At 36.2% G+C, this 21,059-nt stretch carries 20 protein-coding genes; 15 read left to right on the top strand and 5 right to left on the bottom strand.

The window, feature by feature from the left end; translation table 11 throughout:
- Window positions 1–153: 153 nt before the first annotated feature.
- The gene (locus DSM02_RS11050; protein ID WP_128765688.1) at window positions 154–1,359 is read right to left on the bottom strand and encodes a Pycsar system effector family protein; all 1,206 of its coding nucleotides are present in this window, start codon (window positions 1,357–1,359) and stop codon (window positions 154–156) included.
- Window positions 1,360–1,416: 57 nt separating this feature from the next.
- Here DSM02_RS11050 and DSM02_RS11045 point away from each other — a divergent pair, with 57 nt between their 5' ends.
- Both DSM02_RS11045 and DSM02_RS11040 read left to right on the top strand, forming a co-directional pair.
- On the top strand, window positions 1,417–5,124 hold the full coding sequence (locus DSM02_RS11045) for a metallophosphoesterase (protein WP_128765687.1): 3,708 nt from the start codon (window positions 1,417–1,419) through the stop codon (window positions 5,122–5,124).
- A 32-nt stretch (window positions 5,125–5,156) separates the two neighbouring features.
- A complete protein-coding gene (locus DSM02_RS11040) occupies window positions 5,157–6,728 on the top strand; it encodes a bifunctional GNAT family N-acetyltransferase/carbon-nitrogen hydrolase family protein (protein ID WP_128765686.1) in 1,572 nt (523 codons plus the stop codon).
- Between the two features lie 5 nt (window positions 6,729–6,733).
- Here the strand turns inward: DSM02_RS11040 and DSM02_RS11035 are convergent, their stop codons facing one another.
- The 4 genes from DSM02_RS11035 to DSM02_RS11020 form a co-directional block, all read right to left on the bottom strand.
- Complete coding sequence (locus DSM02_RS11035; protein ID WP_128765685.1) at window positions 6,734–7,876, bottom strand: pentapeptide repeat-containing protein; 1,143 nt, start codon at window positions 7,874–7,876, stop codon at window positions 6,734–6,736.
- Window positions 7,877–7,941: 65 nt separating this feature from the next.
- Window positions 7,942–8,823 (bottom strand): hypothetical protein, encoded by an 882-nt coding sequence (locus tag DSM02_RS11030; RefSeq protein WP_128765684.1) that lies wholly within the window; start codon window positions 8,821–8,823, stop codon window positions 7,942–7,944.
- A gap of 4 nt (window positions 8,824–8,827) precedes the next feature.
- A complete protein-coding gene (locus tag DSM02_RS11025; RefSeq protein ID WP_128765683.1) occupies window positions 8,828–9,775 on the bottom strand; it encodes a mechanosensitive ion channel family protein in 948 nt (315 codons plus the stop codon).
- A 33-nt stretch (window positions 9,776–9,808) separates the two neighbouring features.
- Window positions 9,809–10,300, bottom strand: coding sequence for a Dps family protein (locus DSM02_RS11020; RefSeq protein ID WP_128765682.1), 492 nt, complete (start codon window positions 10,298–10,300; stop codon window positions 9,809–9,811).
- Between the two features lie 189 nt (window positions 10,301–10,489).
- On the opposite strand from DSM02_RS11020, the gene DSM02_RS11015 reads away from it, so the two are divergent.
- The 13 genes from DSM02_RS11015 (at window position 10,490) to DSM02_RS10955 (ending at window position 21,005) form a co-directional block, all read left to right on the top strand.
- A complete protein-coding gene (locus DSM02_RS11015; RefSeq protein WP_128765681.1) occupies window positions 10,490–11,497 on the top strand; it encodes an SDR family oxidoreductase in 1,008 nt (335 codons plus the stop codon).
- A complete protein-coding gene (locus tag DSM02_RS11010; RefSeq protein ID WP_128765680.1) occupies window positions 11,497–12,768 on the top strand; it encodes a nucleotide sugar dehydrogenase in 1,272 nt (423 codons plus the stop codon). The genes DSM02_RS11015 and DSM02_RS11010 overlap by 1 nt, the downstream gene beginning before the upstream one ends.
- Window positions 12,755–13,879, top strand: coding sequence for a non-hydrolyzing UDP-N-acetylglucosamine 2-epimerase (wecB, locus tag DSM02_RS11005; RefSeq protein ID WP_128765679.1), 1,125 nt, complete (start codon window positions 12,755–12,757; stop codon window positions 13,877–13,879). Before DSM02_RS11010 ends, wecB begins: the two co-directional genes overlap by 14 nt.
- Window positions 13,880–14,011: 132 nt before the next feature.
- Window positions 14,012–14,629: a recombination mediator RecR gene (recR, locus tag DSM02_RS11000; RefSeq protein WP_128760440.1), complete on the top strand. Its 618-nt coding sequence runs from the start codon at window positions 14,012–14,014 to the stop codon at window positions 14,627–14,629.
- 3 nt (window positions 14,630–14,632) lie between these two features.
- Window positions 14,633–15,751, top strand: a complete 1,119-nt coding sequence (locus tag DSM02_RS10995; protein WP_128765678.1) for a glycosyltransferase family 2 protein — start codon at window positions 14,633–14,635, stop codon at window positions 15,749–15,751.
- An 83-nt stretch (window positions 15,752–15,834) separates the two neighbouring features.
- Window positions 15,835–17,172 (top strand): dihydrolipoamide acetyltransferase family protein, encoded by a 1,338-nt coding sequence (locus tag DSM02_RS10990; RefSeq protein WP_128765677.1) that lies wholly within the window; start codon window positions 15,835–15,837, stop codon window positions 17,170–17,172.
- A 152-nt stretch (window positions 17,173–17,324) separates the two neighbouring features.
- The gene (locus DSM02_RS10985; protein ID WP_128760443.1) at window positions 17,325–18,101 is read left to right on the top strand and encodes a 3'-5' exonuclease; all 777 of its coding nucleotides are present in this window, start codon (window positions 17,325–17,327) and stop codon (window positions 18,099–18,101) included.
- A gap of 3 nt (window positions 18,102–18,104) precedes the next feature.
- Entirely contained in the window at window positions 18,105–18,719 is a 615-nt protein-coding gene (locus DSM02_RS10980) for a fumarylacetoacetate hydrolase family protein (protein ID WP_128765676.1), read from the top strand.
- 16 nt (window positions 18,720–18,735) lie between these two features.
- Entirely contained in the window at window positions 18,736–19,077 is a 342-nt protein-coding gene (locus DSM02_RS10975; protein WP_128760445.1) for an Hpt domain-containing protein, read from the top strand.
- A complete protein-coding gene (locus tag DSM02_RS10970) occupies window positions 19,077–20,324 on the top strand; it encodes a competence/damage-inducible protein A (protein ID WP_128765675.1) in 1,248 nt (415 codons plus the stop codon). The genes DSM02_RS10975 and DSM02_RS10970 overlap by 1 nt, the downstream gene beginning before the upstream one ends.
- Window positions 20,325–20,403: 79 nt before the next feature.
- The gene (gene rpmB, locus DSM02_RS10965; protein ID WP_009780710.1) at window positions 20,404–20,643 is read left to right on the top strand and encodes a 50S ribosomal protein L28; all 240 of its coding nucleotides are present in this window, start codon (window positions 20,404–20,406) and stop codon (window positions 20,641–20,643) included.
- 23 nt (window positions 20,644–20,666) lie between these two features.
- Window positions 20,667–20,849: a 50S ribosomal protein L33 gene (gene rpmG, locus DSM02_RS10960; RefSeq protein ID WP_028375871.1), complete on the top strand. Its 183-nt coding sequence runs from the start codon at window positions 20,667–20,669 to the stop codon at window positions 20,847–20,849.
- Window positions 20,850–20,852: 3 nt separating this feature from the next.
- Entirely contained in the window at window positions 20,853–21,005 is a 153-nt protein-coding gene (locus DSM02_RS10955) for a DUF4295 domain-containing protein (protein WP_072979645.1), read from the top strand.
- Window positions 21,006–21,059 lie beyond the last annotated feature (54 nt).

Below are 21,059 nucleotides of genomic sequence, written 5' to 3'. Positions count from 1 at the left end.
AGCCTGTAAGGAACTGGGGCATAATCCTAAATCAGTTCCTGACGATCTATGAAAAAAGGGTCAGACTTTAAACAAGTCAAACCCCTGTTATTTTTAACTTACACAGTTAATAGGATAGTGTCTATTATTTCAAGGCTTTTTTATTTCTGATAATTACATCATCCAGAATGCGATGATAAAACTTATTACCGAGATGATTATTCCTACCATAAAAACGGTGTAGGTTTTTCTAAGCAGCATGTATTTTTTGTTCAGAACAACACCTAAAAGGTATAAATCTTTAGTAAGTGCTTCATAGATATAATCTTTATCGTAGATGATCTCGTTAATAGCCCACTGATATTGATCGTATTTCATTTTGTGAAAATTTCCAAAGAATAAAATATTCACTTGTTTTTTCTTCACTTGCTCTCTTGTAAACTCTCCGGAAGTTACATTGGGACGCGTAGAAAGTATAGACATAATTATTGAAGCTACACTAAATATAACCAGTACAAGAGTGGGTATCAATAAGTGGCGGTTACTAGGTGCATCTAACTTAGGAATCATATTAGATAATGCTAGCGAAATAATAATAGCATTTACTGAAAGTAAGATGTTTGCCTTTGTATCTGCAATATCACTTAATTTGATGTGGTTTCTTAAAGTTGTACGATATAACGTTTGTACCCCGCGATCCGGACTTTCATCTTTAAATTTGGCCTTAAGTTTGGCTTTAACTTCTTCCTTGCGGTATTTTTTCTTCTTTTTCTTTTCTTTTTTCAATAGAGAAATAAGGTTCTCATCCTTTTGGTTTTTCCAGTTTCTGGCAGCATAATCAGTATAGAATTTATGCTTATGAGTAAACATCTGAATGTTTTCTTCACGCCATTCTGCTGGAGTAAACTTTTTAGTTTCTGTTAAGAGTAATTCTTGTCTTAAAAACTCACTAGTTTGAGCATAATATTCTTTAGCAAAATGGGAATTGTCAGCATCTTTTAAGATGCGCTCTAATTCATTCTGAGGTTCCTCACCCATTTTTGTTGATGCGATAAGTTCAACAACAAGTTGTTGTGTTTCGGCGTCAACATTCTCTTTTTCCATGTAATTTTTAGCAATCTCAATACTAGCTTCTTCATGACCGTCTCGAGTCTTGGTATAACCCGTGTCATGCATCCATGCAGCAAGAATTAAAGCATCTTTCTGTTTAACATTAATTTGAGAATTTTCGGCTATTTCTTTAGTACTTTTAACAACTCTTACGGTATGATTGTAATTGTGATATAGATAACTGTTAGGAAGTTTTTCCTTAAAAAGTTCTAGAACAAATTGATCTGCTTTTGAAAAAGTATCCTTTATTTTTTCTGCTGTTTCAGCCATAAAATTTGGTTATTAAAGTAAGGGAAAGTACGAAAAAGAATTCCCAAAATTATTTTCATGATAAAAAATAACATACTTCTAACACTTGTAATCTGCTTGTTTTTCTCGGCTTGCGCCACTTATACTTCCAGATACAAAGAAGATGTTGAACAAGGGATTTATCCATCAGCAAAAAAAATAGATCGTACTTTTTATTTACTAGGTGACGCCGGTAATTCTGAAATGGGCGAAAGCACTGAGGGGATTAAATTATTTAAGAAGTTTTTAGATAAAGCAAATGATAAATCATTTGCTATTTTTTTAGGGGATAATATCTATCCTGTAGGGATGCCGCCCGAAGGAACAGAAGAGCGACCGCTTGCTCAACACAGGATTGATGCACAGGTTGAAACTTTTGAAAAATATAGAGGAACCCCCATATTTATTCCCGGAAATCATGATTGGTATAGTAATCATTTACACGGTTTAAATAGAGAAGAAGAATATTTGAAAAGAGTAACCGGTTTAGAAGATGTTTTTCTTCCTAAAGATGGTTGTCCATTAGTGAGTTATGATGTTAACGAGTCGGTACATATGATTCTTTTAGATACACAATGGTATTTAGAAGATTGGGATAAAAGCCCGGAGATTAACGATAAATGCGATAATATTAAAGATCGGGAGAAATTTTTTATTGAGCTTGAAAATGAAATTAAGAAAAATCAGCATAAGACCCTAGTGATAGCTATGCACCACCCCATGTACACAAACGGAGTGCACGGTGGTAAGTTTGCTTTAGACAAACATTTATATCCTTCTCAACAGAAAATTCCTGTACCCATTTTAGGCTCTCTAGTAACTCAGATTAGAACACAGGGCGGAGTCTCAAAACAAGATCGTTTTAATGAGAAATACAATGAGTTAATGAAGCGTTTGCGTGTTTTAGCTCAGGGACATAATAAAATTATTTTTACTTCTGGCCACGAACATGGCTTGCAGTACATTGAGCACGATGAGGTTAGACAGATCGTTTCAGGTTCAGGTTCTAAATCATCTTATGCGTATTTAGGTAATGATGGTTTATTTAGTTCAGATTATGAAGGCTTTGCTCAATTAGATGTTTTTAAAGATGGTTCTTCTTGGGTTCGTTACTACGGAACTAATCAAGAAACCGGGGAACCTGAGTTATTTTTTCAAAAAGAAATATATGGGCCTGATAAGGTAGAAGACTATTCTCATTTGCCGACAGATTTTCCTACCACGGTGAAAACTTCGGTTTATTCCATAGAAGAAACAGAGCGGTCAGACTTTTTTGAAAGAGTGTGGGGCGAGCATTACCGCGAAGTTTATGGTAAAAAAGTGACAGCTCCTGTAGCTTTACTAGATACACTATATGGAGGTCTTGAAGTTGTGCGACCAGGTGGTGGCCATCAGACCGTTTCTCTACGACTTAAAGATAAAACCGGTAGAGAATACAATATGCGAGCGCTACGTAAAAGTGCGGTTCAGTTTTTACAAAAAGTTATTTTAAAAGAAAATGCTGATGCAGAAGAGGATTTAAAAAATACAATACCAGAATCTCTGATTCAGGATTTTTATACATCTGCACATCCTTACGGAGCTTTTGCAGTCCCGCGTTTGAGCAATGCTGCACAGGTTTTACATACAACGCCTAGATTATATTTTGTGCCAAAACAACCTGTTTTAGGTTTGTACAATGAAGATTATGGCGATCAACTTTATATGATCGTTGAGCGACCGGCTAAGGAGTACAGTGGGGAGACGTTTAATTATCCGGATGATATTGAGAGTACAGATGATATTCTTAGCAAATTGCGCAGTGATGAGTCTAATGTGGTAGACGAGCCTACTTATATACGTGCCCGTATGTTTGATATGCTTATAGGAGATTGGGATAGACATAATGACCAGTGGCGTTGGGCAGAATTTAAAACTACAGATGGTAAAGATGTATTTGTACCCATTCCTAGAGATCGTGATCAGGTATTTACCAATTTTGATGGAGCTATTCTAGATGTTGCCCGCACTTTATTTGGTATGGCAAAACAGTTTCAGGTTTATGATAAGAATCTGGATGATATGAAATGGTTTAATAATGCAGGCATCAAGCTTGATCGTGCTTTGGCACAGCAGTCGGGAAAAGAAGTCTGGTTAGCCCAGGCAGAGTACATAAAAGAGCATGTTACCGATGAGGTTATAGAAGAAGCTTTCAAAGATCTTCCACCCGAGGTTAGTAATGGTCAATCTATACAGGATATAAAGGAGAATTTAAAAGGGCGGCGTGATAACTTAGTCAATATAGCAGAGTCATTTTATGATTATCTGGTACAGCTACAAATGGTTGTGGGTACAGATAAAGATGATTATTTTGAGATAACTCGTGGAAACAATCAGACAACTATAAAGGCCTGGCGAATAAAAGATGGAGAGAAGGCAGATTTGATACACGATCGTACTTATTTTTCTGATGAAACTAAGCAGATTTGGATTTATGGTCTTGATGACGATGATGTTTTTGAGGTAAAAGGAGAAGGAAACAACCCAATTTTTACCCGAATAATCGGTGGGCAGAATAATGATATTTACCGTATTAAAAGTGGGAGAAAGATTAAAGTTTATGATCATGAGAGTTTACCCAATACTATAGAAGAAAAGGGAAAGGCAAATTTTAGGCTTACTGATGTATATGATTACAATACCTATGATTATCAGAAACAATTTTTACGCTCTAATGTATTAACTCCAGCATTTGGTTATAATCCAGATAATGGTATAAGTCTGGGACTTTCTGATGTATACACTGTACAAGGCTTTAAACAGAATCCTTTTTCGCAGCAGCATCGTTTTAGTGTGCTGTATTATTTTGCAACAAGTGGTCTTGATTTTTCATATAAAGGAGAGTTTGCGGGTATTATGAATGATTGGAACCTAGTTTTATCGGGTAGATACACTACACCTAATCATGCAAGAAACTTCTTTGGCTATGGGAACGAGTCAACCAATAATGATGAAGAATTGGGAATGAATTTTAATCGGGTTCGTTTGAGCCGTATGGAAGCTTCTATAGGGCTTTTACGTAATTCTGATTATGGTAGTACATTTTCAGTAAAGGGGGAGTTTGAAGGGATTGAAGTGGCAGATAACTATCTTAGATATATTGATATTGTAGATATTATAGAGCAAGACAAGCGTAAGTATTTTGCAACATTAGATGCTACGTATGAATATCACAGTAAAGATAATACGCTAGCTCCCACACGAGGGATGGATTTTATACTTAACGGTGGGTTTACAAATAGTATTACCGAAACAGGTAGACGTTTTGTGTACTTGAATCCAAGTATTGGTTTTTACAATGCGATAAGTACAAATAGAAAACTGGTGCTTAAGACTTCTGCGAGTAGTCAGTTTAGATTTGGTGATAATACTGAATTTTATCAGGCTGCAACGTTGGGGCAACGTAATGGATTACGCGGTTATCGTTTTGACCGTTTTACCGGTGAGCGAGCTTTTGCAACTTCAGGTGATTTAAGGTATGCTTTCAACACATTTAAAACAGGGTTTTTACCGCTGCAGATTGGAGTTTTTGGAGGTTATGATTTAGGTAGAGTTTGGTCAGATTTTGATAACAATTCAGAAAAATGGCATGACTCATACGGTATAGGTTTTTGGGTTAATAGTACAGATGCGTTGAGCGGTACATTTAACCTTTTTAAATCTAGTGAAGGCTACCGCGTTTCATTTGGATTTGGTTTTAATTTTTAAGATTAATTTTTTCGTCGTTAGGGAATTTATATATGAAAGAAATAGACAATATTGATAATACAGAGGGTTTAGAGAAGCGCGAACGCGTAGATACAATCAATTTAGAGTATCTCAAAGTTAAAGACTATGAGGAGCTCAAAGAGATCATGATTGCTGTGTATCCTAATATTACAGATCCATACTGGAAGAAAAAAGACATTCAAAAACTGATATCGATTTTCCCCGAAGGTCAGGTCGTGGTAAAAGTTAATGGTGAGATTGCCGGCTGTGCGCTATCAATCATTGTAGATTATGATAAGTTTACAGATACGCATACCTACATGCAAATTACAGGTGACGAGACTTTTAGTACGCACACACCTAAAGGAAATGTACTTTATGGAATAGAGATATTTATTTCGCAACAATACCGTGGGATGCGTATAGGTCGTCGTTTATATGATTACCGTAAAGAATTGTGCGAAAACCTCAATCTGGAGCGTATTGTTTTTGGTGGAAGATTGCCCAATTATCATCAGCATGCAGACGAACTTTCTCCTAAGGCTTATATTGAAAAAGTAAGGGCACGTGAGATTAACGATCCGGTTCTTGATTTTCAACTGAGTAATGATTTTCACGTAAAGCGAATCATCACAAATTATCTGGAGGGAGATAAGCAGTCTAAAGATTATGCGGCACTTCTGGAATGGGATAATATTTACTATCAGAAACCTGCAAAAAAACCGAATGCAATCAAAACGGTGGTGCGTTTAGGTTTGGTGCAATGGCAGATGCGAACGTATAAGAACCTTGAAGAGCTTATAGAACAAGCAGAGTATTTTATAGATACCATTTCGGGTTATCGCTCAGATTTTGCTTTGTTCCCAGAGTTTTTCAATGCGCCGCTTATGGCTGCATACAATCACCTTTCTGAACCTGATGCTATACGGGAACTTGCGAAATATACTGAGCGTATAAGAGATCGTTTCTCTGAGCTTTCCGTAAGTTATAACATCAATATTATAACAGGGAGTATGCCCTATATTGAAGACGGAACGCTTTATAATGTTGGCTTTTTATGTAAACGTGACGGAACAATAGAGAAGTTTTATAAATTACATGTAACTCCAGATGAGGCAAAAGCCTGGGGAATGAGTGGTGGAGAAGTGCTAAAAACTTTTAATACTGATTGTGGTAAAATAGGAATTCTTATTTGTTATGATGTAGAATTCCCAGAACTGGGACGTTTGCTCGCAGATGAGGGTATGGATATTCTTTTTGTTCCCTTCCTAACTGACACCCAAAATGGCTATAGCCGTGTGCGTCATTGTGCACAGGCACGAGCGATTGAAAACGAATGTTACGTGGCGATTGCTGGTAGTGTGGGTAATATTCCTAAAGTGCATAATATGGATATGCAATTTGCCCAAAGTATGGTTTTAACACCTTGTGATTTTCAGTTTCCTACAAACGGGGTGAAGGCTGAAGCTACGCCGAATGCCGAGATGATTCTTGTAGCAGACGTTGATCTTGACCTCTTAAAAGAACTGAATCAGTTTGGTAGTGTTCACAATCTCGTAGATCGTAGAAAAGATTTATTTCAGTTAAAATGGAAGAAAAAATAATGTTTTTAATTTTTAATTGGCAATAATTGATAGTTATCATCATCAATTTCTACTACTTCAAAGGTTGAAAACAGCCAGTCGCTTTGCTCTTTGTTCAACTGTTCTATAACATCTCGTTCAAAAGTCCTATTCACACGGGCATTTGTAAGGTCTGTATCTAGAATTTTAGACTTTAAGAAGCTCGCATTTCTCAAATCTGCCATTTTTAAATTTGCTTTTTGCAAATTGGCATAATCTAAGATCGCATTCTGAAGTTTTGCCGATTCAAGATTAGCATTATTGAAGCTCGTATAGGTCAGATTTGTATTAGCTAAGTCAGTATTACTAAAGTTTGCATTTTCAAAATCGGTGCCGTTAAAGTTTGAATTTCTTAAATCAGCGTAAGAAAGATCAATGTTCAAAAGGTCATAACCTTTAAGTGAAATGTTTCTCAATTCTGCATAGGTAAAGTCCAAGCGCTCAATTAGTTTTCCGTTAGTACGGGTTCTTGTGGTGCTGTTGAGGTTTACTCCTGTTTCTAGAAGAGAAATTAAAAGATAGCCCCGTTCTGGGCTAGTAACGTGAGCTATAAGACTGTCGTTCTCGAGGTATTTGTAGGGTTTCAGCATTTTGCTCAAAGCAATAAGTCTTCCTGCAGTGGCGTCGTCTATTTTGTTTTGAGAACTGCCGGCAACATCATTACTTATTTCTTTCAGCATATTATCCATTATCAAAAGGGTCTGACCGCGACGATCTGCTTCTTGTAAATAGGTTTGCTGATCCAGACGTGTATTTTGTTGCTGAAACATTTTGCTCTGACCAGTAATTAATGTATTCTGTTTGGCGAGATAATAGGTCTGAAAAATTAATAAGATAGAAGGTAGAACAGCTGTTAGAATCAGTAAAAATCCCACACGTGTAAGCCTTATTATAATACTGCTCAGTAACTCTGAAATGGTTTCTCTAGATACGCGTTGTTGTTGCGCCATTTCATCTAAAAAACGCTCAATGCTTTTTTTAAGTTGAGCACCTAAAATCATACCTGAAGAGCGTTTTAAAAAAGTCCAACCCAGTTTGCGGCGCTGTTTCTTTTTAGATTCTTGCTTGTCGAGTTTAGCTCTTAGCTTCTCATTTTCGGCTTCAAGTTCAGAAAGACGTTCTTCGATCATATATTTAAAGTCTGGTACTGATTAAAAATACTATAAACGAACAGTTTTTAAGAATGTTGTCGAGCCTATTTAAGGTGTGTTTTTCCTGTAAGAGAATATTCATATAAATTTCCGCCGGTCTGAGCCCTGCGTTCATCTACTATGTATAGGGTAGAGTCATTTTTAAAAGCGATCCCTTCTTTTGGGGAGGTGTAGTTAAGATCGAATGTCTCAATTTTTCCAGAGAAAAAGTTTTCCCCTTTAAATTCTGAGAGCATCAGTATCTTATCTGAAGTGAGTAGTGCAATTCTATCGCCTTTTGGAGATAGAGCAACACCTGTAACTGCACATGTGTTTAGATTATCGCATACAACATATTGATCAATAAGTTGTGCCTGATAATTACCGGGACGCGCCGGAAGTTTGTATATTTTAGTTGTTCCGTCAAAATTCCGGCTTCTGTTACGGGTAAACATATATAAGCTGCCCTCTTTATACAACAAAGCCTCTATGTCGAAATTAAGATTGTTTAAATCTGGCGGGTAATCTTTTTGGTCTGAAAGTGTAAATGTAATACGTTTGGCGTGTAAGGTATCTGAAGTGGCTGCAAGGCTTGCGAAATTTTCAATGATATAAATAAATTGATCTTCGCGCTCATTTTCATTATTTCCCGTATCAGAAATGTAAAGCGTGCCATTTGGATCAGTTGTAAGATCCTCCCAATCTTCATTAGGTGCATTACTAATTACGATTTCCCGCTGAATATTGCCGTTACTATCTAATCCATAGATATAATTCGGATTTCCGTGATCTGCAGCGGTGTAGATTAAGGTATCATTTTCAAAAACTGCTAAGCCAGAAACTTCTGCGAGGTTACGAGCTAAGCCACCTTTTTTATCGAGATTGCCATAATCCTGACAACTGAAAATAGAGAGAATTATAATGAAATAAAAGGCGGTTTTAAACATAAGATTATGCTTCTGAAGATTGACCCTCACCAGAGTTGGCAATAGTTATAGTCTCTGATCTAAATTTGTTTTTACCAAAATCTAAAGTACGAATTGGGAATGGAATATTTATATCATTAGCATCAAAGGTTTTCTTGATAGCTATGATAGCTTTATCTTGAGCGATGAGCATATCTCTTCGTTTAGAAACTGGGGCCCAAAATCGGGCAACGAAGTTTATAGAACTGTCCCCAAAACCTTCGTAATAAAATTCTATTTCCTCTTTACTCTGCTGTTCAAAAATACTGTTTAAGCTTTCTAAAGTAAGTTCTTTTACTTTTTCTAAATCACTTTCATAACCAACACCACAATTAATGAAAACGCGTGATCGAGTTGTTTGACTCCAGTTCTTAAAGGGAGAATCAACAATTTTAGAGTTAGGTACAATAACATAATTATTATCTGACTGTCTTAAAGTAACATTGCGTAAAGTAATATCCTCAACAACACCTGCATAATCATTAGTCTCTACCCAGTCTCCTAATTGCAGCCGTGGCATAAAACTTAAAATAACTCCGCTAAAAGTATTATTTAGAGTTCCCTGTAAAGCCAGACCAATTGCCAGACCTACAACACCGGCACCTGCCAATACCGAGGTTAGAACTTTATCTAAATCCATAATACCTAATGCAACAAAGAAACCAACCAATACAGTAATTGCAAAAGAAGTTTGACCCGCCATTACTTTAATGGAATCTTGTCCAACGCTGCGCATTAAAATATTGCGAACAAATCTGGATACATATTTAGCAATAAACCAAAAAATTACAAAAACTAAAACTGCAACAATAAAATTGGGTAGTTTTAAAATTAAACTCTCGCCCCAACCTTGAAGTTTGTCTATTAGTTTGTAAAGATCAAACCCTAAAAAGGTTAGGTCAGATTTTGATGCAGCTTCTTGTAATATTAGCATAGATAATAATATAGCTTAGTTATATTTTATAATTTACGATTTTTTATGGTTTGAAGTTTTGGTCATTCTCCATGAGTCTAACATCCAACTTGTTTTTTCTAACTCTCTTATATAACCACCTAATAAGTCTATGGTACCTTCATCACCACCTTCGTCTGCAGTTTTTACAGTAGATCGCATTTGCTTTAACAGTAAACTGTGGTCGTCTAAAAGTATTTTTACCATCTCAATATCTTTAATTTCACTTGGAGCTTCTTCAATATTAGATAATTTTAAATAATCTGTAAGATTACTTATTGGCTGATAGCGTAAGGTTAAGATTCGTTCGGCTACTTCATCAATCTTAACTAATGTATCAGTATACATTTCTTCAAACTTTGCGTGAAGATCAAAAAAGTTTTCGCCAATTACATTCCAGTGAAAGTTTCTAAGTTTCTGATAATATAAATGATAGTCGGCAAGAAGTATATTAAGATTTTCAACTGTAGCTTCTGTTTTTTCGGTATTTAAATTCAGGTAATTCATACACTTTGATAAAAATTATTTATGTAGATCAAATTTACTATTGATTTTTCTTAGACACGAATTACTTAATCCGTTTAGTAAAAGTTTAACGTCAAAATCTAAAAGATGTTAAATAGTAAAATCAAGTTAAATAAAAGTTAAAGTTTTTCAATAAAAAAATAATATATTAGCAGTCTTGATCCCTACTTCATGAGAAATACAAATTTTAAGCAGTTAAAAAGCAAGAATGTTTTTGTTACTGGGGGCTGTGGCTTTATAGGCTCGCATTTAATTAAGGCATTGCTAGAACTAGGTGCTAATGTTAAATGTTTAGATAATTTATCTACAGGTAAATTCGAAAACATCAAAGAATTTTATAACAATTCGTCTTTTGAATTTATAGAAGGTGATATAAGAGATTTTGATACGTGTTCAAAAGTGATGCAAAATTTTGATTACGTAAGTCATCAGGCAGCTTTAGGATCTGTTCCAAGGAGTTTAAAGACCCCTTTAAATACACATAATGTTAATGTAACAGGATTTCTAAATGTTATTGAAGCAGCGAGATTGGCCAAAGTAAAACGGTTTGTTTTTGCGGCAAGTTCTTCAACTTACGGTGATAATGAAGCTTTACCAAAAATTGAAAGTGAAATTGGTAGACCACTATCACCTTATGCAGTAACAAAATTAATTAATGAGTTATACGCAGAAGTTTATAAACAATCTTTTGATTTTGATAGTATAGGTTTACGTTATTTCAATGTTTTTGGGCCAAAACAAGACCCTAACGGTGCTTATGCTGCGGTAATCCCCAAATTTGTATCATCTTTACTACAAGGTAAATCTCCTGTAATTAATGGTGATGGTTCTTTTTCTAGAGATTATACTTATGTCGATAACGTTGTAGAAGCTAATTTATTAGCATTAACGACTTCAAATAAGCGAGCTTTAAACGAAATCTATAATATTGCTTTTGGAGAGCGTACCACATTAATTGAATTAGTAAATTTGCTCAAAGAACGATTACTTAATTACGACAGTTCGTTAGCTAAAATTAAACCTGAATTTGGGCCGGAGCGTCCAGGTGATGTGCCGCATTCTTTGGCTTCTATACAAAAAGCTATAAATCTATTAGGGTATAATCCACACTGTGATATATCTGAAGGTTTAACTAAAGCTATTGACTGGTATTATGAGAATTTGAAAATAGAAACTTAATGAAGATTGGAATTATTGGGCTGGGTTATGTGGGCTTACCGCTAGCAAGCTTGTTTGCAACAAAATATGCTACTACCGGCTTTGATATCAATTCAAATAGAATTCAACAGTTAAATACAGGCTTTGATAAAACAGGCGAACTTGAAACAACCACCTTAAATGCTGTTTTAAAAAAAGAGCAATCTACAGCGTATGGACTGTTCTGTACGGCTGAGTCAGATCATTTAGCAGAATCCAACGTCTACATTATAACGGTTCCTACACCAATCGATCAGAATAATAATCCTGATTTATCACCTTTGATAAGTGCAAGTGAATTAGTTAGCAAGTATCTTAAAAAAGGCGATATTGTGATTTATGAGTCTACTGTTTATCCTGGTGTTACAGAAGAGATTTGTATTCCTATTCTAGAGAAAGAAACAGGCTTAGTTTACAATAAAGACTTTTATGCAGGTTACTCACCAGAACGTATCAATCCTGGTGACAAAATCCATACGGTAGATAAAATTAGAAAAGTGACTTCAGGTTCTACACCCGAAATTGCAACTCAAATTGATGAATTATACGCTTCCGTTATAACCGCCGGAACCTACAAGGCTACTTCTATTAAAGTTGCCGAAGCTGCAAAAGTGATTGAAAATTCGCAGCGCGATATAAACATTGCTTTTGTAAATGAGCTCGCCAAAATCTTTAATCTTCTCGATATTGATACTAATGCGGTTTTAGAAGCTGCCGGTACAAAATGGAATTTCCTTCCGTTTAAACCCGGTTTAGTAGGTGGGCATTGCATAGGTGTAGATCCATATTACTTGGCTCAAAAAGCAAAACAAGTAGGTTATCATCCCGAAATTATTTTAGCCGGAAGAAAATTGAATGACAGTATGGGGCCTTATGTAGCATCCCAGGTCGTTAAACTGATGGCACAGAGAGATATCAAACTTAAGAACAGCCGAATTTTGGTTATGGGAATTACTTTTAAGGAGAATTGCCCAGATGTTCGCAATACACGAGTTATAGATATTATAACTGATTTAAAAGAATACGGAGCTGAAGTTTCAGTTTATGATCCTCTTGCAGATCCTGAGGTAGTTAAAAAGGAATATGGTTTTGAATTATTAGATAGTATTGAGTCTAAAAAGTTTGAGGCTGTCGTTTTAGCCGTGGCACACGCTCCATTTGAGCAAATAGATTTTGAATTGCTAAAGGCGGAAAATGCTATTGTCTATGATGTAAAAGGATTTTTTAAAAACGGGGTTGATGGCAGACTCTAAAAAAAAGACCGTACTTTTCGTATTTGGTACACGTCCTGAGGCTATAAAGCTGGCTCCTGTTATTAAGTATTTTAAAAAGGACTCTTATTTTGACACACGCGTTTGTATAACAGCTCAGCATCGAGAAATGCTGGATCAGGTTTTAGATTTTTTTGAGATTGAAGCAGATTACGATCTGGATTTGATGAAGAAGAATCAGGACTTATTTTCACTTACTGCTAGAGCTTTAGAAGCATTAAAAGAGCCTTTGAGTAGGTATAAGCCAGAGCTTGTTTTTGTACATGGAGATACCACGACTAGTATGGTAGCTAGTTTGGCAGCCTTTTATGCTGGTGCGAGAGTAGGACATATAGAAGCAGGTTTGCGCACTTTCAATAAGCAATCTCCATTTCCTGAAGAAATTAATCGACAGCTAACGACGCGTATTGCAGATTTTCATTTTGCACCTACTAAAAAATCTAAAGCCAATCTTTTAGCGGAAAATATCCAAGAATCTCAGATATTCATAACTGGAAATACAGTTATTGATGCCTTAGAAGAAACAGTAATAAAGGTTTCTCAGCAAACACCGCATTTCGCTGAAAAAATTCCATTCAGTTCAAAAAAAATTATATTGATCACGGGGCACCGTCGAGAAAATTTTGGTGCAGGAATGCAACGTATCTGTGAGGTTTTTAAGGAAATTGCCGAAATGCGTCAGGATGTGCATTTGGTTTATCCTGTGCACTTAAATCCTAATGTAAAAAATACCGTTCACGAGATATTGGGCAATATTGCCAATGTTTCACTTATTGAACCACTGAATTACCCAGATTTTATCTGGATTATGCACGCTTCTTATTTTGTCATTACCGATAGTGGTGGCGTTCAGGAGGAAGCTCCGGGACTGGGCAAGCCAGTTTTAGTAACGAGAGATACTACAGAGCGTCCCGAAGCGGTAACCGCAGGGACGGTAAAATTAGCTGGTACAAATTCGATAAAGCTAAAATCAGCAATTTTAGAACTTTTAGATCAGCCCGAGGCTTATAAAGCAATGAGCAAGGCTCATAATCCATACGGTGATGGTAAAGCTTCTGCACGAATTCTTGACATAGTAAAAAAGAAGTTATAGTCTTCACTATTTACTTAGAATACTTCAGTAGGATTAAGTTTTAACAAGTTTTCTTAAGCTTTTTATTCGGTTTAAAATCTTTGTTACCTTTACGCGACAAGCGGATTTGAAACGCTATTCTTTTATTTTTCTATGGAATTTTCATCAAAACTTTTAGAGCAGGCAGTTTACGAGATGTCTCAATTGCCGGGAATAGGTAAGCGTACGGCCTTGCGGCTGGTGTTGCATTTACTAAGGCAATCAGAGAGTCAGACTGAGCATCTTACACAAGCACTTACTAAATTACGTACCGATATCAAGTTTTGTAAAAATTGCCATAATATTTCTGATGTAGAGCTTTGTGAAATTTGTTCAAACCCTAATCGAGATGCTTCGGTGGTTTGTGTGGTAGAAGATGTGCGTGATGTGATGGCAATAGAAAACACGAGTCAGTATCGCGGACAATACCACGTATTGGGCGGAAAAATATCTCCTCTAGACGGGATTGGCCCTCAGGATTTAACAATTCATTCTTTAGTAGAAAAAGTAAAAGCAGGTGAGATAGAAGAAATAATTTTTGCACTAAGCTCAACTATGGAAGGCGATACCACAAATTTTTATATCTATAGGCAATTGGAAGAATACAGGATAAAAACCTCTACAATTGCTCGCGGGATTGCAGTAGGTGATGAGCTAGAATATGCAGATGAGGTGACTTTAGGACGCAGTATTCTTAACAGGATTCCTTTTGAAAATTCGTTAAAGAATTAGCCTGTGAAGCTATCGGTATTAATTCTCAACTATAAAACTCCTTATTTTCTACACCTTTGTTTAGAGAGCGTTCAACGCGCAACAGCTAAGCTAGAGTCAGAAATGATAGTAATTGATAACAATTCTGAGGACGAAAGTGTAAACCTCATTAAGACCCATTTTCCTGAAGTTCTTTTAATAGAGAACAAAAAGAATTTGGGATTTTCAAAGGCAAATAACCTAGGTGTAAAACAAGCAAAAGGTGAGTTTATTTGTATACTAAATCCAGATGTCGTACTACCAGAAAATTGTTTTGAAATTCTCTTAGACTTCTCAAGCGATAAAAAAGATTTAGGAGCAGTAGGAATACGACTTAATGACGGCACAGGTGCCTATTTGCCTGAGAGTAAAAGAAATATTCCAAATATTGAAGTTGCTTTTCAGAAATTAACGGGTGACACGTCTAAATATTACGCGAATCAGTTAGCTCAAGATGAGATTGGGGAAGTTCCGGTTTTAGTGGGGGCATTTTTATTTATTAGAAAGGGTGTATTCAATGATGTTGATGGCTTTGATGAAGATTATTTTATGTATGGAGAAGACATAGACCTGAGCTATAAATTGATTCAAAACGGTTATAAGAATTATTATTTTGGTCAGTTAACTGCGTTGCATTTTAAGGGAGAGAGCACGATTAAAAATAGAAAATACCACAGAAGATTTTACAAAGCTATGCAGACCTTTCAGAAAAAGCATTTTTCAAAAGGTAGGTTTGTAAATGGTATTCTTATTTTGGTTTTAAAATTGATTGCCGAAACTAAGTCGAATAAACGCGACAAACCAGAAAACAGAGCTGCAGATAAAACTATTTTTTGGGTGTCAAAGCAATCAGACATACCCAAAACTTTCCATCTGAAAAATTATCAATCTTTGAAAGTGATAGCCTTTACTGAGATATCGCAATTGCAGAAAACTTCTGCAACCGTGATTTTTGACCTTCAAGATCTTGAAGTTGGTGAGGTTTTAAGAGCCATGCAGTTGTTAAAAAACAGTAAAAATAGGTTTCGCATACGACCCCCAAATTGTAATTTTAGCGTGGGAAGCGATACTTCTACAAGTCAGGGAGAACTCATAAAATGGTAGTTCTTTAGTAATATAAAGCGGAATACGTTTATTTTTATTAATTTCGCAAAAATATAAAGTCAACTAATAATTATTTTGATAATATGGCAAAATTTGAACTAAAATTACCGAAAATGGGAGAAAGCGTCGCTGAAGCTACAGTGACAAACTGGCTCAAAGAGGTAGGGGACACCATAGAAATGGACGAACCGGTTGTTGAGATTGCCACTGATAAAGTTGATAGTGAAGTTCCTAGCGAAGTAGAAGGTGTACTCATCGAGAAGTTATTTGAAGCTGACGATGTGGTTCAGGTGGGGCAAACTATCGCTATTATCGAGATTGAAGGAGATTCTTCTGATGATCAAACAGATTCTGCAATTGAAGAAGAATGTGTAACTACTGAAGAAGCTGAAGAAAAACACACTGAAACAAGTGCAGACGAAGCAGCACAATTGGTAAATGCAGCAAAAGAAACTGTAGGAGCATCGGCAATAAGCAACGACGGAGATCGATTTTATTCTCCTTTAGTTAAAAATATTGCGCAACAAGAAGGTATAGAACAGGAAGAATTAGATAAAATTTCGGGTACTGGTCTTGAAGGGCGTGTTACGAAAGACGATATTCTAAAATATGTTGAAACACGTAAATCTGGTAAAGCTCCGGTTACAAAACCAAAATCAGAACCCACTAAAGCAGCTCCAAAAGAAGCGCCAACTCCAGTTAGTGTAAGTGGAGAAGACGAGATTATTGAAATGAGCCGTATGGGCAAAATGATTTCAAAACATATGATAGCTTCTGTACAGACCTCTGCGCACGTGCAGTCGTTCATAGAAGTTGATGTTACTGCAATCTGGAAATGGAGAGAGCGTATTAAGAATGATTTTCAGAAGCGGGAAGGCGAGAAGCTTACATTTACTCCAATTTTTATGGAAGCTGTGGCAAAAACCATACGTGATTTTCCTATGATCAATATCTCGGTTGATGGGGATAAGATAATTAAACGTAAAAATATAAACTTGGGTATGGCAGCTGCATTATCTGACGGAAATCTAATTGTTCCGGTTATTAAAAATGCAGATCAGCTTAATCTGGTAGGTATGGCAAAAGCCGTTAATGATTTAGCTTCTAGAGCCAGACAGGGTAAATTAAAACCAGATGATACACAAGGCGGAACGTATACGGTGACAAATGTGGGTACTTTTGGCAGCGTGATGGGAACACCCATAATCAATCAGCCACAAGTGGGGATTTTAGCATTAGGAGCTATACGTAAAGTTCCTGCTGTAATTGAAACTCCAGATGGTGACTTTATAGGAATTCGTCATAAAATGTTCTTGTCGCATTCATACGATCATCGTGTCGTAAATGGTGCGCTTGGTGGGCAATTTGTTCAACGCGTTGCTCAGTATCTTGAAGCTTGGGACGTTGACAGACAAGTATAAATTTCAGCAAATACATCAGATGAACCTCCCTAATACAGGGAGGTTTTTTGTTGGATTAATTTTTAAAATCTTTTTTAAGTAGATGTGATAGATTTTTAAAAAGTTAGAGTATTGCTTAAGGTAATTGTACTTTTGTGAAAATTGAACAATCTATGAACTTAAACCTATCCAGACCCATCTGTTTTTTTGATCTTGAGACAACAGGAATCAATGTTGCTCAAGACCGCATAGTTGAAATATCTGTACTTAAAGTTTTTCCTGATGGAAAAGAAGAAAAACACACTTGGCTTGTAAACCCCACAATTCCTATTCCGGCAGAGACAACTGCAGTACACGGAATTAAGGACGAAGATGTTGCTGATAAACCCACTTTTAAAGAGCTCGCGGTAACAATAAATAATCTGATAAAAGATTCAGATTTGGCCGGTTTTAACTCCAATCGCTTTGATATTCCGCTACTTGCCGAAGAAATGCTTCGTGCCGATGTTGATTTTGATATGAAAAACCGTAATGCGATAGATGTACAGACCATTTTTCATAAAATGGAGCAGCGTACCTTGAGTGCAGCTTATAAATTCTATTGTGATCAAACTTTAGAAGATGCGCATAGTGCAGAAGCCGATACGATAGCAACTTATGAAGTTTTAAAATCTCAACTTGACCGTTATGAGGATTTAGAAAATAATATGAAGAGTCTGGCAGAATTTAGTGCTCGTAAGAAGTTTGCAGACTTTGCCGGTTTTATAGCTTTTAATAAAGAAGGTGAAGAGATTTTTTCTTTCGGAAAGCACAAAGGAAAAAAGGTAGAAGATGTTCTTGAGAATGAACCCGGATATTTTGGATGGATTCAAAATGCAGATTTCCCGCTTTATACTAAAAAAGTACTCACTGCTATTAAGCTTAGAAAATTGAATACCAAATTGTTTTAGCTTATGAAAATCATTTGTATCGGTCAGAACTATAGCGATCACATTAAAGAACTCAATAGTAAACCTTCAGGTGAACCTATGTTTTTTTTAAAACCAGATTCGGCAGTTTTATTAAAAAAGCATCCCTTTGTCATACCAGAGTTTACTAATGAAGTACATTATGAAGTAGAACTTTTAGTACGCATTAATAGATTGGGTAAATATATTCAGCCTAAATTTGCGCATAAATATTATGAAGAGCTAGGGCTGGGGATAGATTTTACCGCGCGTGATCTGCAAAGAGAATGTAAAGAAAAAGGACATCCTTGGGAGAAGGCAAAGGGGTTTGATGGTTCTGCAGTTCTAGGAGATACTTGGGTTTCTAAAGAAAATTATAAAGATTTAAATACTATTAATTTTCATTTAGAAAAAAATGGTGAAATTGTACAAAAGGGAAATACGGCAAATATGATTTATGACATAGATACGTTGATTGCCTACGTTTCTCAATATATGACTCTTAAAATAGGAGATATACTGTTTACAGGAACACCTGCGGGTGTTGGTCCTGTTGCTATAGATGATAAACTGACTGGTTATTTAGAAAATGAGCCCCTATTAACCGTCAATATAAAATAACCCAAATTATATAAATATGCCTACTCATTACGATTTATACCAGCTTGAAGATATGTCTGGCGGGGATAAAGAATTTATGAAAACTGTCGTTGAAGCTTTCTTAGTTGAGATTCCACCAGATCTTGAAAGTATGCAACTTGCCATAGATAACGATAATCATAAAATGGCTTACCAGTTTGCTCATAAAATGAAACCAAATCTAGAGATGTTTGGTATAGATCTTATTCGTGAAATTTCGGCGATGGAGCGCTGGGCAGATAGCAACAAACCTACATCAGCTATCAGACCACAGCTCAATACCATTGTAACAATGGTTAATGATGCGATTGCCGAGATGCGCAAAGACTGGAAAATGTAATGCGAGCACATATAATAACAATAGGCGATGAGATTCTCATTGGCCAGATTGTAGATACCAATTCAGCTTTTATTGCAAAGGAGTTAGACAAGATAGGAATTGAAGTTCATGAAATTTCTTCTATTTCTGATGATAAACAACATATTTTAGAGAGTCTTGCTTCCGCGAAAGAGCGTGCCGAAGTGGTAATTATTACCGGCGGTCTGGGTCCCACAAAAGATGATGTTACTAAGCATACATTTTGTGAATTTTTTAAAGATCATTTGGTTGAAGATGCAACAGTGCTTCAAAATATAGAATGTATTTTTAAGCATCACGTCAATAGACCTATATTGCCTGCAAATCGATCTCAGGCTTTGGTGCCGAGTAAATCAACTGTTTTGATGAACAGAAACGGTACAGCGCCCGGGATGTGGATGAAAGATGGTAATACTGTTTTTATTTCCATGCCGGGAGTTCCTTTTGAAATGAAAGCCTTAATGACTGATGAGGTAATTCCCAGATTGCAGCGAGAATTCAGCAGACCTTTTATTGTTCATAAGACCCTGCAGACCTATGGAATGGGGGAAAGTGAGATTGCTGATAAAATTGAAGATTGGGAGAATATGCTGCCAAAAGAAATTAAGCTTGCATATTTACCCGCTTTAGGAAAAGTTCGCCTTAGACTTTCTACAAGAGGGCCTGTTAAAGAAGTGCTAGATCAAAAGCTTGAAGAGCAAGTTATAAGCCTTCATAAGTTGATAGGTGATATTATTGTAGGCTATGATGACGATGAGCTTATAGAGACCGTTGTAGGTCGTTTGTTTGTTCAAAAAGGAAAAACACTTGCTGTAGCTGAAAGTTGCACTGGAGGGCAGATAGCCTCCGCTATCACGTCAATTCCTGGAGCTTCGGCATACTTTAAAGGAGGAATGGTTACCTATGCGACACATTCTAAAGTCGAATTGCTTAAAATTGAACAATCTCTGATCGATGAACATTCTGTAGTAAGCGCTCCGGTAGCCGAAGCAATGGCTTCGGCTGTCAAAAATTGGTATAAATCAGATTATGCGATTTCTACAACAGGAAATGCTGGACCATCAAAAGGAGATTCTGATGCTGAAGTAGGTACAGTTATTATTGGCATAGCAACGCCAGGCGGTGTGTTTTCTCAAGAATTTAAGATGGGAAGCCAGAGGGAGCGGGTGATATCTAAAAGCGTAAATAAAGCTTTTGAACTCCTTCAAAAAGAAATTTTAAAAAACTAGTGTTTTAAGTTGGTCAACTTGTTTTAGTTGTGTAAATTTGCACCCTGTTTTTCAGTAACACATTATAAAGTTTAGAATCATGTCAAGAGTTTGTGAGCTTACGGGCAAAAAAGCAATGGTAGGAAACAATGTTTCTCACGCGATGAATAAAACCAAGCGTAAATTTGATGCCAATTTAATCAAAAAACGTTTTTATATTCCGGAAGAAGATAAGTGGATTACATTAAAAATTTCTACAGCCGCTCTTAAAAATATAAATAAGAAAGGAATTACTGCTGTGCTTAAGGAAGCGCGTGCAAAAGGCTTTCTTACTAAGTAATAACGGTATAACGATTAGGAATTATGGCAAAGAAAGGCAATAGAGTACAGGTAATTTTAGAGTGCACAGAGCATAAAGCTTCTGGGAAACCAGGAACTTCTCGTTATATTACCACTAAGAACAAAAAGAACACCCCAGATAGAATGGAGTTGAAGAAATTCAACCCAATCTTGAATAAAATGACTGTTCACAAAGAAATAAAATAAGACATGGCAAAGAAATCAGTAGCAACATTACAGACCGGTTCAAAACGTTTGACCAAAGCCATTAAAATGGTAAAGTCTCCTAAGACAGGAGCTTACACTTTTGTAGAAGCTGTTATGGCACCAGAAATGGTTGGAGAGTTTTTAGACAAAAAATAAGACATTCTAAATGTTTATACATAGCCGTTACACTTTGGTGTAACGGCTTTTTGT

This window comes from Leeuwenhoekiella polynyae, from assembly GCF_004104075.1.
Classification (GTDB): Bacteria; Bacteroidota; Bacteroidia; order Flavobacteriales; family Flavobacteriaceae; genus Leeuwenhoekiella; species Leeuwenhoekiella polynyae.
The sequence above is the reverse complement of the archived record's forward strand: the minus strand, read 5'-3'. Positions and strand labels throughout refer to the sequence as shown.

Bases quoted from the DNA above. Each gene is read 5' to 3' on its own strand.
- DSM02_RS11050 (WP_128765688.1), bottom strand. From the start codon at position 1,359: ATGGCTGAAACAGCAGAAAAAATAAAGGATACTTTTTCAAAAGCAGAT.
- DSM02_RS11045 (WP_128765687.1), top strand. From the start codon at position 1,417: ATGATAAAAAATAACATACTTCTAACACTTGTAATCTGCTTGTTTTTC.
- DSM02_RS11040 (WP_128765686.1), top strand. From the start codon at position 5,157: ATGAAAGAAATAGACAATATTGATAATACAGAGGGTTTAGAGAAGCGC.
- DSM02_RS11035 (WP_128765685.1), bottom strand. From the start codon at position 7,876: ATGATCGAAGAACGTCTTTCTGAACTTGAAGCCGAAAATGAGAAGCTA.
- DSM02_RS11030 (WP_128765684.1), bottom strand. From the start codon at position 8,823: ATGTTTAAAACCGCCTTTTATTTCATTATAATTCTCTCTATTTTCAGT.
- DSM02_RS11025 (WP_128765683.1), bottom strand. From the start codon at position 9,775: ATGCTAATATTACAAGAAGCTGCATCAAAATCTGACCTAACCTTTTTA.
- DSM02_RS11020 (WP_128765682.1), bottom strand. From the start codon at position 10,300: ATGAATTACCTGAATTTAAATACCGAAAAAACAGAAGCTACAGTTGAA.
- DSM02_RS11015 (WP_128765681.1), top strand. From the start codon at position 10,490: ATGAGAAATACAAATTTTAAGCAGTTAAAAAGCAAGAATGTTTTTGTT.
- DSM02_RS11010 (WP_128765680.1), top strand. From the start codon at position 11,497: ATGAAGATTGGAATTATTGGGCTGGGTTATGTGGGCTTACCGCTAGCA.
- wecB (WP_128765679.1), top strand. From the start codon at position 12,755: ATGGCAGACTCTAAAAAAAAGACCGTACTTTTCGTATTTGGTACACGT.
- recR (WP_128760440.1), top strand. From the start codon at position 14,012: ATGGAATTTTCATCAAAACTTTTAGAGCAGGCAGTTTACGAGATGTCT.
- DSM02_RS10990 (WP_128765677.1), top strand. From the start codon at position 15,835: ATGGCAAAATTTGAACTAAAATTACCGAAAATGGGAGAAAGCGTCGCT.
- DSM02_RS10985 (WP_128760443.1), top strand. From the start codon at position 17,325: ATGAACTTAAACCTATCCAGACCCATCTGTTTTTTTGATCTTGAGACA.
- DSM02_RS10980 (WP_128765676.1), top strand. From the start codon at position 18,105: ATGAAAATCATTTGTATCGGTCAGAACTATAGCGATCACATTAAAGAA.
- DSM02_RS10975 (WP_128760445.1), top strand. From the start codon at position 18,736: ATGCCTACTCATTACGATTTATACCAGCTTGAAGATATGTCTGGCGGG.
- DSM02_RS10970 (WP_128765675.1), top strand. From the start codon at position 19,077: ATGCGAGCACATATAATAACAATAGGCGATGAGATTCTCATTGGCCAG.
- rpmB (WP_009780710.1), top strand. From the start codon at position 20,404: ATGTCAAGAGTTTGTGAGCTTACGGGCAAAAAAGCAATGGTAGGAAAC.
- rpmG (WP_028375871.1), top strand. From the start codon at position 20,667: ATGGCAAAGAAAGGCAATAGAGTACAGGTAATTTTAGAGTGCACAGAG.
- DSM02_RS10955 (WP_072979645.1), top strand. From the start codon at position 20,853: ATGGCAAAGAAATCAGTAGCAACATTACAGACCGGTTCAAAACGTTTG.